Consider the following 13946-nt stretch of genomic DNA (forward strand, 5'->3'; position numbering starts at 1 on the left):
AAGCGGCGCATATAGCGTGGATAGAGCGCGGTGTCAGCCTTGCAACGGTCCGGTGGGTGTCTAACATCCCGGTGTGACATACACTTCTGACAACATCGGCCCAGGTGAGCGCCGACACCCATGAGACCTTCCCTCCTCGATCCGCTGTTTGTCCCGATCACCTCGCTTGCCGGCGTCGGGCCGAAGGTCGGCGCACTGATCGAGAAAATCGTGCCGGCCGATCTTGGTGATCGCCGCCCCGCACGTGCCGGCGATCTTCTGTTCGTGCTGCCGCATTCGGTGATCGACCGCCGCAACCGGCCGGGCATCGCCGGTTCGGCTGAAGGCGCGATCGTCACCCTGGAAGTGCGCATCGATCGCCACCAGCCGCCGCCGCGCGGCAACAGATCGGTGCCGTACCGGGTTTACGCCCATGACGACACCGGCGAGATCGCGCTGACCTTCTTCCATGCGCACGCCGCCTATCTCCAAAAAGCAATGCCCGAGGGCGAGCATGTCGTGGTCTCCGGCCGCATGGAATGGTTCAACGGCCGCCCGACCATGGTTCATCCCGACCACATCGCGCTGGCCAGCGAAGCGGAAAACCTGCCGCTGGTCGAGCCGGTCTATCCGCTCACCACCGGGCTCTCGGGAAAAGTGCTGCGCCGGGCAATCGGCCAGGCGCTCGCTCGCTTGCCGGTGCTGCCGGAATGGCAGGAGGATGAGTTTCTGCGCCGCCGCAGCTTTCCCGCCTTCGGCGACGCGCTCGCCCGCATCCATAATCCCGCCGACACGATCAACGTGTCCGTCGACGGCGCGGCCTGGCGGCGTCTCGCCTATGACGAGTTTCTGGCAGGCCAGGTGTCGCTGGCGCTGGTGCGCGCAAAAATCCGCCGCCTGTCCGGCCGGCCGCTGGTCGGCGACGGCCGCTTCGTCGAAAAGCTGCGCGCCGCCCTTCCCTATTCGCTGACCAATTCGCAGGAAATGGCGCTTGCCGAAATCAATGCCGATCTCGGTGACCCCGAACGCATGCTGCGCCTGCTGCAGGGTGATGTCGGGTCAGGCAAGACGGTTGTCGCGCTGCTCGCCATGGCGCGCGCTGTCGAGGCCGGCGGCCAGGCGGCATTGATGGCGCCGACCGAAATCCTGGCGCGCCAGCATCTTGCGACGATTGCGCCGTTGGCGGAACAAGCCGGCCTGCGCATCGCCATCCTCACCGGCCGCGAAAAGGGCCGCGAGCGCACCGAGACGCTGACCGGTCTGGCCAGTGGCGAGATCGACATCGTCGTCGGCACCCACGCGCTGTTCCAGCAAACGGTGACGTTCCACGACCTGGTCCTTGCCGTCATCGACGAGCAGCACCGGTTTGGCGTCCACCAGCGGCTCGCCATCACCGCCAAGGGCGACGCGCCCGACATGCTGGTGATGACGGCGACGCCGATCCCGCGCACGCTGGTGCTTACTGCCTTCGGCGACATGGATGTGTCGAAGCTGACGGAAAAGCCGGCCGGGCGCCAGCCGATCCGCACCGTCACCCTGCCGCTCGAGCGGCTCGACGAACTGGTCGGCCGCATGCGCGACGCCGTCGCCGACGGCCAGAAGATCTATTGGATCTGTCCTCTGGTCGAAGAATCCGAAGAGATCAAGCTGATGTCGGCGGAGGACCGTTTTGCCTCCTTGAAGCCGCTGTTCGGCGACCGGATCGGCCTGGTGCACGGCCGCATGAAGGGCGCCGAAAAAGACGAGGCGGTGCGCGCCTTCAAGGCCGGCGAGACACGCATCCTGATCGCCACCACGGTCATCGAGGTCGGCGTCGATGTGCCGGATGCGACGATCATGGTCATCGAGCATGCCGAGCGCTTCGGCCTCGCCCAGCTGCACCAGTTGCGCGGCCGGGTCGGTCGCGGCGAAAAACCGTCGTCCTGCGTGCTGCTCTACAAGGACCCGCTCGGCGAGACGGCAACGCGCCGGCTGTCAGTGATGCGCGAGACCGAGGACGGGTTTCGCATCGCCGAGGAAGATCTGAAACTGCGTGGCGAAGGCGAGTTGCTCGGCACCCGCCAGTCCGGCACACCTGGCTTCCAGGTGGCGCGCATCGAGGCGCATGCCGACCTGCTCGAAGCCGCTCGCGACGACGCGCGGCTGATCCTGTCGCGCGATCCGGAATTGCAATCCGAACGCGGCGCCGCCCTTCGCATGCTGCTTTATTTGTTCGGCCGCGACGATGCGGTGCGGCTCTTGCGCGCCGGCTGAGGCTCGGCATCCACCGGCGGATTGCCGATCTGGCCGCCGATCGGCGTGCCGTTCAGCGTCACCATTTTCGTCTTGACCGCCGGCGCCACCAGCCCTGCTGAAACGATCAGCTTGGCGCCGTCCTCGATCGTCATGTCGAGCAGCACGATATCGGATTTCGGCACGTACATCAGGAAGCCGGTGGTCGGGTTGGGCGTGCACGGCATGAACACCGCGATCAGCGGATCACCCTCCTGGTCGAGCTTCTGGTTGATCTCGGTCTCCTTCTCGCTGGCGACGAAGACCAGCGACCAGACGCCCTTGCGCGGGTATTCGACCAGCCCGACCTGGCGAAACATGTCGCCCTTGTTCGACAGCACGGTCTCGAAGATCTGCTTCAGCGACCCATAGATGCCGCGCACCAGCGGCATGCGGCCGAGCAGCCGCTCACCGAACAAGACGATAGCCCGGCCAACGATATTGGCGGTCAGGAAACCGATCAGGGTGATCAGGATCAAGGCGACGATCAGCCCGAATCCCGGAACCGGCGCCGGCAGATAGCTATCGGGGTTGTAACGCGCCGGAATATAGGGTTTCACCCAGGAATCGACCCAGCCGATAAACGACCAGGCGATGTAGGCGGTGATCGCCAGCGGCGCGCAGACGACAAAGCCTGTCAGAAAGTAATTCCGCAGCCGGGTCATGCCTGAGGTCTTGGAAGCATCGGACATGGTTCACCGCAGCGCTGATTGCGGCGCGACATTAATGAACCGCATCCGGCTTTGGAACTGCGAATTTTTTAAATGATCAACTATGCCGCGACTTCCAGCGGCTCGATCTTCTCGAGCTCAGGCGCGAGTTTCCGTGCCTCGGTTTCGAGCTCATAGGCCTGCTGAAAATTCATCCAGAATTCCGGCGTGGTGTTGAAGAACCTGGCGAGGCGAAGCGCGGTATCGGGAGTCAAGCCGATCTCTTCCTTGGCAATGCGTTCGATACGAGTGCGCGGAAGATTAAGCTTCTTCGCCAGCGCGCCAGCGCTCATGCCAAGCGGGAGGAGATATTCCTCGCGCAGGAATTCTCCGGGGTGAATTGGACGTGCGAACTTGAGCATGGTTCAGGGACCTCGAAGGATTAGGGCAAGTGCCCACTCAATGGTAGTCGACGATCTCCACATCCTCGGCGCCAGCATCAGTCCATCTGAAGCAGATGCGCCATTGGTCGTTGATACGGATAGAATGCTGCCCAGCTCTACTCCCTTTCAGGGCTTCAAGGTGGTTTCCGGGTGGCGATCTAAGGTCATTCAATTGGGCGGCATTGGCGATAGCACGAAGACGACGTTCGCCACGGGCAACCAGATTGGGTGGAAAACCCTTCGGCGCCTTCCCCTCGGCAACCGCTTCCACCGCCTTGCCTTTGAACGAAACGATCAATTTCTGCCCCTCGTCACGTATCATACATGATACACGAGGGCGTGCAAGAAATATGTATCAATAACTGATACTAACCGTCACCGGACCTATCGGCAGCTGGTCGAAACTTGCCAGCCCTTACTCCACCGTCACCGATTTCGCCAGGTTGCGCGGCTGGTCGACGTCGGTGCCCATGAACACCGCGGTGAAATAGGCCAGCATCTGGATTGGCAGCGCGTAGATGATCGGCGAGATGATTTCCGGCACGTCCGGCAGCACGATCGTCTCCATCGTCTTCACCGTGGCGTGCGCGGCACCCTTGCTGTCGGTGATCAGGATGATCTTGCCGCCGCGCGCCGCCACTTCCTGCATGTTCGACACGGTTTTTTCAAAAATCCGGTCATGCGGGGCAATGACGATCACCGGCATGTTCTCGTCGATTAGCGCGATCGGCCCGTGCTTCAGCTCGCCGGCAGCATAGCCCTCGGCATGGATATAGGAGATTTCCTTGAGCTTCAGCGCGCCTTCCATGGCCAGCGGGAAATTGGTATCGCGGCCAAGATAAAGCACGTTCTTGTAGTGCGAGAGGTCGCGCGCGACCTTTTCGATCTGGCCGTCGAGTTTCAGGACCTGGTTGGCATAGCGCGGCGCTTCCGACAGTTGGCGGACCAGCGTCGTTTCCTGTTCCTGCGAAATCGTACCGCGCGCCACGCCCGCCCGCACGGCAAGCGAGGCCAGCACCGACAATTGACAGGTGAAGGCCTTGGTCGAGGCGACGCCGATCTCCGGCCCGGCCAGCGTCGGCAGGATAACGTCGGATTCACGCGCCATCGTCGATTCGCGGACATTGACGACCGCGCCGATCTTCATGCCCGCTTTGCGGCAATAGCGCAGCGAGGCCAGCGTGTCGGCGGTCTCGCCCGATTGCGAGATGAAGAAGGCGGCGTCTGTCTTCGACAGCGGCATTTCACGGTAACGGAATTCCGAAGCGACATCGATGTCGACCGGCAGCCGCGCATAGCGCTCGAACCAGTATTTGCTGATCAGGCCGGCCAGATAGGCAGTGCCGCAGGCCGAAATCGCCAGCCGGTCGATTTTGGCGAAATCGAACGGCAGGTCGAGCGGCTTCGAGACGCCGCCAACGAAATCCACATAATGCGCCAGCGTGTGCGAGATCACCTCGGGCTGTTCATGGATCTCCTTCTCCATGAAATGGCGCCGGTTGCCCTTGTCGACCATGAAGCTGGTGCTGAGCGACTGCTGGCGCTTGCGGTCGACCTTGTTGCCGTCCATGTCGAAGATGGCGACGTCGTTGCGGCGCACCACCGCCCAGTCGCCGTCCTCCAGATAGGTGATCGAATTGGTGAAGGGGGCAAGCGCGATGGCGTCGGAGCCCAAAAACATCTCGCCATCGCCGTGGCCGACGGCCAGCGGCGGGCCGTTGCGCGCGCCAACGATGAGATCCTCGTCTCCCCTGAACATGATGGCCAGCGCAAAGGCGCCTTCCAGCCGCTTCAGCGCCTGGTGCGCGGCCTCGACCGGCTGCAGGCCCCTGGCCAGTTCGCGCCCCACTAGATGTGCGACGACCTCGGTATCGGTCTGCGATGAAAATGTGTAGCCGTCGCGCATCAGCTCGTCGCGCAATTCGGCGAAATTCTCGATGATGCCGTTGTGGACGATGGCGACGCCATCGGAAAAATGCGGATGCGCATTGGTCTCGTTGGGCACGCCATGCGTCGCCCAGCGCGTGTGGCCGATGCCGATCATGCCGTCGAGCGGTTCGTCCTTCAGCCGGCGTTCGAGATTGATCAGCTTGCCCTCGGCGCGGCGACGCGCCAGCTGGCCGTGCTCGACGGTGGCGACTCCGGCCGAATCATAGCCGCGATATTCGAGCCTTTTCAGCGCATCGACGATCAGTGGCGCGACCGGCGAGTGACTGACAATTCCGACGATACCGCACATAGACGTTGCCCCCGATTCCGGCATGAAAACCCGGCGCCATTTAGGGTTGGCCGGGCTGCCGCGAAAATCACATTGCGCTTCGTTCCGTATCAGCCGGAACGGTTCTGCACAAATGCACCATGACCGAGTGCGCTTGCAATCCGATTACCGCAGCCAGGCTAGCCTTTTTTCCGGGCAGCCGCAGCCGAAGCAAAACGCTCGCGCAATTCCTTGCCCTTGCCGGGCAGCGTCCTCTGGCGGGCGCGGCCGAAGGCGAGCGCATCGTCGGGCACGCTTTCGGTGATCACGCTGCCCGAAGCGACGTAGCCGCCCTTGCCGATTGTGACAGGCGCCACCAGCGACGAATTCGAGCCGACGAAGGCGCCTTCGCCGATGTCGGTGAAGAACTTCGAGTAGCCGTCATAATTGCAGGTGATGGTTCCAGCGCCGATATTGGCGCCGGCGCCGACGCGGGCATCGCCGATATAGGTCAGGTGATTGACCTTGGCGCCCTCCTCGACCGTCGCCTGCTTGACCTCGCAGAAATTGCCGACCTTGGCTTTTTGCTTGAGATCGGAACCCGGCCGCAGCCGTGCAAACGGACCGACATCGCAGTTCGAAGCGATCGTGGCACCTTCAATATGGCTGAAGGCATTGATCCTGGCGCCGGTGGCGATTGTCACGCCCGGCCCGAACCAGACATTGGGCTCGACGATCGTATCGGCGCCGATCTCGGTATCGTATGAAAAGAATACGGTTTCGGGTGCGATCAGGGAAACCCCGGAGAGCATGGCCTCGCGCCGCCGGCGCGCCTGCCAGATGCCTTCGGCCGCAGCGAGTTCGGCACGGTTGTTGATGCCGAGCACGTTCTCGAAGCCGGCTTCTGCCGCAACGACGTCAAAACCCTGCCCGCCGGCGATCTCGACGATGTCGGTGAGATAGTATTCGCCCTTGGCGTTGTCGTTGCCGACCTGGTCGAGCAGCTGCAGCGCGTGCTTGCCGGCAACCGCCATCAGACCGCCATTGCAGAAGGTGATCTTCTTCTCCTCGTCGGTGCAGTCCTTTTCCTCGCGGATGGCGATGAGCTTGCCGCCTTTTTCGATCAGCCGGCCATAGCCGGACGGATTTGACGTGCGGAAGCCGACCACAACGACGGCAGCGCCTTCGGCCAGTTTCAGACGCGCAGCACTCAGCACCTCCGGGTCGATCAGCGGCGTGTCGCCGAACATGACGAGGATGTCGTCGTAACCCTTTGAGATCGCGTCGCGAGCCGCCAGAACGGCATGCGCCGTGCCGAGCCGCTTGTCCTGGACGAAGGTCTCCGCCTTCGGCGCGAATTTTTGCGTGGCATTGCGCATCTCGTCCGCACCATGGCCGATCACCAGCGCCAGATCGCCGCTGCCTGCGGCTTCCGCAGCCTTGACGACATGGGCGACCATCGGCAGGCCGGCGATCGGGTGCAGCACTTTTGGCACAGCGCTTTTCATGCGCGTGCCCTCGCCGGCGGCGAGGATGACGGACAGGCAGGTTCTCTGGCTCATGGAATGCGACCATATAAAGAGGGTTGGGAATCAAGGCATGTCTAGCCCGGAAACTCACTAACATTGGCGCCATGCTGCACCAATGCGGTTAAATTCCGGTGAGACGGTAGTGCTGCTGTCAGCCAATGCCGGCGCTGCCGGCAGGCAGATGAGGGGCAGCGCAAACCTGAGCGATCGTCGCGCTGACAATGTCAGTTGCGATAGCTGTGAGCCGCACGACTTGATCCAATTTCACCCCAACTGCCCCAGCACCGGGAAATTCTCCAGCAGCCAGTAGGATGCAGCCTGCACACCGCCGGTCAGAAAAAACACGCCGGCGACGACCAGCAGTGCGCCCATTGCCTTTTCGACGCGGCCGAGATGGACGCGGAATTTTGCGAGAAAGCGCATGAAGGCGCCGGAAAACAGCGCCGCGACCAGGAACGGTATGCCGAGGCCGAGCGAATAGGCGGCAAGCAGAGCCGCGCCCTCGCCCACCGTCTCGCGGCCGCCGGCCAGCGTCAGGATCGGACCCAGCACCGGTCCGATGCAGGGTGTCCAGCCGAAGGCGAAGGCCAGTCCCATGACATAAGCGGCAACGATACTGGCCGGCTTGCCCTGTGACTGGAAGCGCGCCTCACGCGACAGCAGCGGGATGCGCAATATGCCGAGAAAATTCAGCCCCATCAGGATGATGAGCACGCCAGCCGCCATCGCCAGCGGCTCCTGCCAGACGCGCAGCAGCCGGCCGATGGTCGAGGCGCCGGCGCCCAGCGCCACGAAGACGGTCGAGAAGCCGAGAACGAAGGCGATCGAGGCAAAAAGCAGCGCGCCGCGTGCGTCGGCCCTGGCGGTGACGCCGGCATTGCCGCGGAAATCATCGACCGACACGCCGGCCATATAGCAGAGATAGGGCGGCACCAGCGGCAGCACGCAAGGCGACAGGAACGAGATCGCCCCCGCCCCGACCGCGCTGACATAGCCGATATCCAACGCCATTCCCGAACTCCTGATGGTTTGCGCTGCCATATAGCCGCGACCGCGCCGATCCGCCAATCACCATCGCGTGGCAAGTCGCACGGCCGCATGCCACGCCTGTCAACGTCGCATCATGCCTGCCGTCTCTTCAAACCAGGGCTGGCGCGTGATCGATGTTTCTCTTATATCGGCGGAAGTATTTGTCCCGTTCTCCCGGATTCATTGCCGGTTTGTCCAACGATCAGGGCAGCCGCTCTCCCTATCCAGGATTGCGGATATCACATGACGCACCCCTCAATGCAGGACTGCATTTTGGGCGCTTGCCCTTGACCGGATGCAAAAGCACGGCCATGTGAGCGACAATTATACGAGATTTCGTCGCGCGCAGCGGAATTCTTCTGCCGCACCACAGCTGATATGAGACCTCATGGACGTCGTCGTCGTCGAATCGCCGGCCAAAGCGAAGACAATCAACAAGTACCTCGGAAAGAACTACAAGGTCCTGGCCTCGTTCGGCCACGTCCGCGATCTGCCGGCCAAGGATGGCTCGGTGCGTCCGGACGAGGATTTTGCCATGTCCTGGGCTGTCGACACCGCCTCGAGCAAACGTCTTGCCGACATCGCCAAGGCGGTCAAGGACGCCGACGGCCTGATCCTCGCCACCGATCCGGACCGTGAGGGCGAAGCCATTTCCTGGCACGTTCTGGAAGTGCTGAAGCAGAAGCGCGCGCTGAAGGACAAGCCGGTCAGCCGCGTCGTCTTCAACGCCATCACGAAATCGTCGGTGCTGGAAGCGATGGCCAGTCCGCGCCAGATCGATGCGCCGCTGGTCGACGCCTATCTCGCCCGCCGCGCGCTCGACTATCTCGTCGGCTTCACGCTGTCGCCCGTGCTGTGGCGCAAGCTGCCGGGCGCCCGCTCTGCCGGCCGCGTCCAGTCGGTGGCACTGCGCCTCGTCTGCGACCGCGAATTGGAAATCGAGCGCTTCATCCGCGAGGAATACTGGCAGATCGCCGCCATTCTCGGCACGCCGCGCAAGGATAATTTCGAGGCGCGGCTGACTGCCTTCGATCGCAAGAAGCTGCAAAAGCTCGACATTTCGAACAAGGCGCAGGCCGACGACATCAAGGCGATGCTGGATGGCGCGACCTTCAAGGCGCTGTCGGTCGAAGCCAAGCCGACCAGGCGCAATCCAGGCCCGCCCTTCACCACCTCGACGCTGCAGCAGGCCGCCTCCTCGCGCCTCGGTTTTTCGGCAACCCGCACCATGCAGGTGGCGCAGCGGCTCTATGAAGGCATGGACATCGGCGGCGAAACCACCGGCCTGATCACCTATATGCGAACCGACGGCGTGCAGATGGCGCCCGAGGCGATATCAGCCGCGCGCGATGCGATCGCAAAAGAGTTCGGCCCAAAATACCTGCCCGAAAAGCCGCGCAACTACACGACCAAGGCCAAGAACGCCCAGGAAGCGCACGAAGCGATCCGCCCGACCGACTTCATGCGCACGCCGGCTTCGGTCAGGCAATATCTCGATGCCGATCAGGCGCGGCTTTACGAGATTGTCTGGAAACGCGCCATCGCCAGCCAGATGCAGCCAGCCGAGATCGAGCGCACCACGGTCGAGATCGAGGCGGTCAACGGCGCCCGCAGCGCGGAGCTTCGCGCCGTCGGTTCGGTCGTTCGATTCGATGGCTTCATTGCCGCCTATACCGACCAGAAGGACGAGGATGCGGAAGACGAGGAAGACCGCCGTCTGCCCGAGATCCGTGCCGGCGAACAACTCGACCGCGAGGCGATCAACGCCACCCAGCACACCACCGAACCGCCGCCGCGCTATTCGGAAGCCTCGCTGATCAAGAAGCTGGAAGAGCTCGGCATCGGCCGGCCGTCGACCTACACGGCGATCCTGAAGACGCTGGAGGACCGCGACTACGTCAGCATGGACAAGCGCAAGCTGTTGCCGCAGGCCAAGGGCCGGCTGTTGTCGGCCTTCCTCGAAAGCTTCTTCGAGCGCTATGTCGAATATGATTTTACCGCCTCGCTCGAGGAAAAACTCGACGAGATTTCCGACGGCAAGCTCGCCTGGAAGGATGTGCTGCGCGATTTCTGGAAGGATTTTTCAGGCGCCGTCGCCGACATCAAGGAATTGCGCGTCACCGACGTGCTCGACGCCCTCAACGAGGAACTGGCGCCGCTGGTATTTCCGGCGCGAGAAGACGGTTCGAACCCGCGGATCTGCCCGAAATGCGGTACCGGCAACCTGTCGCTGAAGCTCGGCAAATTCGGCGCCTTTGTCGGCTGCTCGAACTATCCCGAATGCTCCTTCACCCGCCAGCTCGGCGACGCCGCCAACCCCAATGCCGAAAACGGCAATGGCGAGGACGGCACCAAGGTGCTGGGCAAGGACCCCTACACGGCGGAGGAAATCACGCTGCGCAGCGGTCGTTTCGGGCCCTATGTCCAGCGCGGCGACGGCAAGGAAGCCAAGCGCTCCAGCCTGCCCAAGGGCTGGACCGTCGATTCGATCGACCACGAAAAAGCCCTCGCCCTGCTGTCGCTGCCGCGCGACGTCGGCAAGCATCCGGAATCCGGCAAGATGATCTCGGCCGGGCTGGGGCGCTACGGTCCGTTCGTGCTGCACGACGGCACCTACGCCAATCTCGACAATATCGAGGACGTGTTCTCGATCGGTCTCAACCGCGCTGTGTCGGTGATCGCCGAGAAGCAGTTGAAAGGCCCCGGCGGTCGCAATGGCGGCACGCCCGCCGCCTTGAAGGAACTTGGCGAGCATCCGGCGGGCGGCGGCAAGATCGTCGTGCGTGACGGCAAATACGGGCCCTATGTCAATTTCGGCAAGGTCAATGCGACGCTGCCGAAGGGCAAGGACCCGCAGTCGGTGACGATCGAGGATGCGGTGGCGCTGATTGCCGAGAAGGAAGCCAAGGGCGGCAATGGCGGCAGAAAGCCCTTCCGCAAAGCGGCCGCACCTGCCAAAAAGCCTGCGGCCAAGAAACCGGCGGCCCAGAAAGTGGCGGCCAAGAAAGTGGCCAACAAAAAGGGATAGTGCATCGTGGCGCGCAGGGAATCCGGAAGAAGTCATGGCGATCTGCGCACCGCCGACACCCGGGCCAAGGTCAAGGATGACTACCGGCCGTCCCGCGACGAAATCCTGCGCTACATCGCCGAAAATCCGGATCGCTCAGGCAAACGCGACATCGCCAAGGCGTTTGCGCTGCGCGGCGAAGACCGTATCTGGCTGAAGGATGTTTTGCGCGACTTGCAGGATGAGGGCCTGCTGACCAAGGAGCGCAAGCGGCTCGCCCGCGTCGGCGCCCTCGCCCATGTTGCCGTGCTCGACATCTTTGGCCGCGACGCCGACGGCTTGCTTTTGGCGCACCCGACCGAAGCCGTGGGCAACGGCGAGCCTCCCGTCATAGCAATCCGCGTGTCGCGTGGCGGCGGCGGTCCGACACCGGGCATTGGCGACCGCGTGCTGGCCAAGACCTTTCCAACCGATGACCCGACCGGCCCTGCCTATACCGGGCGGGTGATGAAGATCTTCGAGAAGCGCACCGATGCCGTTCTCGGCGTTTTTCGCGTGCTGCAGGACGGTACCTTCCGCATCGAGCCTGTCGAAAGGCGCCAGCCGGAGTTGGTCGTCGACAAGGAATTCCAGAACGGCGCCAAGAACGGCGATCTGGTCGAGGTCGAGCCGGCGCGAGCCTCCCGCTACGGGCTGCCAAGGGCCAAGGTGCTGGCGGTGCTGGGTTCGCTGACCAGCGAAAAGGCGGTCTCGATGATCGCCATCCACGCGCACGACATTCCGCATATTTTCCCGGCAGACGTCATCGCCGAGGCGGAGGCGGTCAAACCGGCGACGCTGGCCGGCCGTGAAGACTGGCGCGACCTGCCGTTGGTCACCATCGACCCGGCCGACGCCAAGGACCATGACGACGCCGTGTTCGCGACAGCGGATCCGGACGAGAAGAACCCCGGCGGCGTGGTCGTTACCGTGGCGATTGCCGATGTCGCCGCTTATGTGCGCTATGGCACCGCGCTCGACCGCGAGGCGCTGAAGCGTGGCAACTCGGTCTATTTCCCGGATCGCGTCGTGCCGATGCTGCCGGAGCGCATCTCCAACGACCTTTGTTCGCTGCGCGAAGGCCAGGACCGCCCGGCGCTGGCGGTCCGCATGACCTTCTCGGCCGATGGCCGCAAGCTCAGGCATTCGTTCCACCGCATCATGATGAAATCGGCGGCAAAACTCGCCTATCGCCAGGCGCAGGCCGCGATCGACGGCGCGCCGGACGACAAGACCGGCCCGATTCTCGACACGGTGATGAAGCCGCTGTGGGACGCCTATGCCGTGGTGAAGCGCGGTCGTGAGACGCGCCAGCCGCTCGAGCTCGAACTGCCGGAGCGGAAAATCCTGCTCAAGGAGGACGGCACCGTCGACCGCGTCGTCGTGCCGGAGCGGCTCGACGCGCACAAGCTGATCGAAGAATTCATGATCCAGGCCAATGTCGCGGCAGCCGAGACGCTGGAGGCGAAACGACAGGCGCTGGTCTACCGCATCCATGACGCACCTTCGCTCGCCAAGCAGGAATCGCTGCGTGAATTCCTGCAAACGCTTGGCCTGTCGCTGGCGCGCGGCGCCCAGATGCGGCCAAACCAGTTCAACGGCATCCTGGATCGCGTCCGCGGCGCCGACCATGAGGGGCTGGTCAACGAGGTGGTGCTGCGCACGCAGATGCAGGCCGAATATTCGCCAAGCAATATCGGCCATTTCGGCCTCAACCTGAAACGCTATGCGCACTTCACCTCGCCGATCCGCAGATATGCCGACCTGATCGTGCATCGCGGGCTGATTGCCGCGCTCGGCTTCGGTGCAGGCGGACTGACGCAGGATGAAGCGGAGCGGCTGGAAGAAGTTTCCGCGCTGATCTCAGCCACCGAGCGCCGCGCCATGGCGGCCGAGCGCGACACGATCGACCGGCTGATCGCCGCCTATCTGGCAGAGCGTGTCGACGATCGCTTCGATGCACGCATTTCGGGCGTCACCAAATCGGGACTATTTGTCCAATTGCCGCAGTATGGCGCAGATGGTTTCATTCCGGTGTCAAGTCTGGGCGGCGATTACTATATATACGACGAAACTGCCCGATCGCTTTTCGGAGAACGCACCGGCAAGGGCTATCAGCTTGCCGACCGCGTCGAGGTTCGCCTGATCGAGGTGGCGCCTATGGCCGGCGCGATGCGTTTCGAGATGCTGACCGACCCAAAGCCGCTGCCCGGCTCCAAACGGTCGTTTCACAAGGCCAAGGGCCGCGCCCGTGCGTCGCAATCGCGTCCAGGCTCGCGCGGCAGGAGACGGTAATGCCAAGCGATCTGAAAATGAACGAACAGGTTTTCGGCGGCCAACAGCACTCGGGCCGGATCGCCCGCCCGCTATGGACGGCGATGAAGCGTGGCGCGTTTGGCCGCTGCCCGCATTGCGGCGAGGGAAAGCTGTTTCGTGCCTTCGTCAAGACCGTCGATACATGCGATCATTGCGGTGAGGCGCTTCATCACCACCGCGCCGACGACCTGCCGGCCTATCTGGTGGTGGCCATCGTCGGCCACATCGTGCTCGGCGCCTTCATGGGTGTCGAAGCGACCTCCACTTTGTCCACCTGGCAGCACGTCGCCATCTGGGTCCCGCTGACCATCCTCATGGCGATCGTCTTGCTGCAGCCGGTCAAGGGCGCCGTCATCGGCCTGCAATGGGCGTTCTATATGCACGGCTTCGGCGGGGAAGAAGATCTGATCGAGTCGCATCCCGAGGCTTGAAATCGAGGCTGGCGCAAATCGGCATGGCTGGACGCCACTTTCGCATCGAAGAAGA

General features: G+C 63.2%; 10 protein-coding genes. 4 read left to right on the forward strand and 6 right to left on the reverse strand.

Annotation, left to right across the window (positions count from 1 at the left end; translation table 11 throughout):
• Nucleotides 1–120 precede the first annotated feature (120 nt).
• Nucleotides 121–2232, forward strand: a complete 2112-nt coding sequence (gene recG / locus AC0L3H_RS08995; RefSeq protein WP_473585209.1) for an ATP-dependent DNA helicase RecG — start codon at nt 121–123, stop codon at nt 2230–2232.
• On the opposite strand, the gene AC0L3H_RS09000 is transcribed toward recG, so the two are convergent.
• From AC0L3H_RS09000 to AC0L3H_RS09025, 6 genes are all read right to left on the reverse strand, one after another.
• On the reverse strand, nt 2184–2942 hold the full coding sequence (locus AC0L3H_RS09000) for a DUF502 domain-containing protein (RefSeq protein WP_473585210.1): 759 nt from the start codon (nt 2940–2942) through the stop codon (nt 2184–2186). The genes recG and AC0L3H_RS09000 overlap by 49 nt on opposite strands.
• A gap of 80 nt (nt 2943–3022) precedes the next feature.
• Entirely contained in the window at nt 3023–3322 is a 300-nt protein-coding gene (locus tag AC0L3H_RS09005) for a HigA family addiction module antitoxin (protein ID WP_077383967.1), read from the reverse strand.
• 37 nt (nt 3323–3359) lie between these two features.
• A complete protein-coding gene (locus tag AC0L3H_RS09010; protein ID WP_473585211.1) occupies nt 3360–3641 on the reverse strand; it encodes a type II toxin-antitoxin system RelE/ParE family toxin in 282 nt (93 codons plus the stop codon).
• A gap of 117 nt (nt 3642–3758) precedes the next feature.
• Entirely contained in the window at nt 3759–5582 is a 1824-nt protein-coding gene (gene glmS, locus AC0L3H_RS09015) for a glutamine--fructose-6-phosphate transaminase (isomerizing) (RefSeq protein WP_027155143.1), read from the reverse strand.
• 158 nt (nt 5583–5740) lie between these two features.
• Entirely contained in the window at nt 5741–7102 is a 1362-nt protein-coding gene (glmU, locus tag AC0L3H_RS09020; protein WP_473585212.1) for a bifunctional UDP-N-acetylglucosamine diphosphorylase/glucosamine-1-phosphate N-acetyltransferase GlmU, read from the reverse strand.
• A 231-nt stretch (nt 7103–7333) separates the two neighbouring features.
• Nucleotides 7334–8080: a cytochrome c biogenesis CcdA family protein gene (locus AC0L3H_RS09025; RefSeq protein ID WP_473585213.1), complete on the reverse strand. Its 747-nt coding sequence runs from the start codon at nt 8078–8080 to the stop codon at nt 7334–7336.
• Nucleotides 8081–8486: 406 nt separating this feature from the next.
• On the opposite strand from AC0L3H_RS09025, the gene topA reads away from it, so the two are divergent.
• From topA to AC0L3H_RS09040, 3 genes are read left to right on the forward strand one after another with little or no spacing between them, the layout of a single operon-like run.
• Nucleotides 8487–11126 (forward strand): type I DNA topoisomerase, encoded by a 2640-nt coding sequence (gene topA, locus AC0L3H_RS09030; protein WP_473585214.1) that lies wholly within the window; start codon nt 8487–8489, stop codon nt 11124–11126.
• A gap of 6 nt (nt 11127–11132) precedes the next feature.
• Entirely contained in the window at nt 11133–13439 is a 2307-nt protein-coding gene (gene rnr, locus AC0L3H_RS09035) for a ribonuclease R (protein ID WP_473585215.1), read from the forward strand.
• Complete coding sequence (locus tag AC0L3H_RS09040) at nt 13439–13891, forward strand: DUF983 domain-containing protein (RefSeq protein WP_473585216.1); 453 nt, start codon at nt 13439–13441, stop codon at nt 13889–13891. Before rnr ends, AC0L3H_RS09040 begins: the two co-directional genes overlap by 1 nt.
• Nucleotides 13892–13946: the final 55 nt, after the last annotated feature.

This window comes from Mesorhizobium sp. WSM4816 (assembly GCF_055811535.1).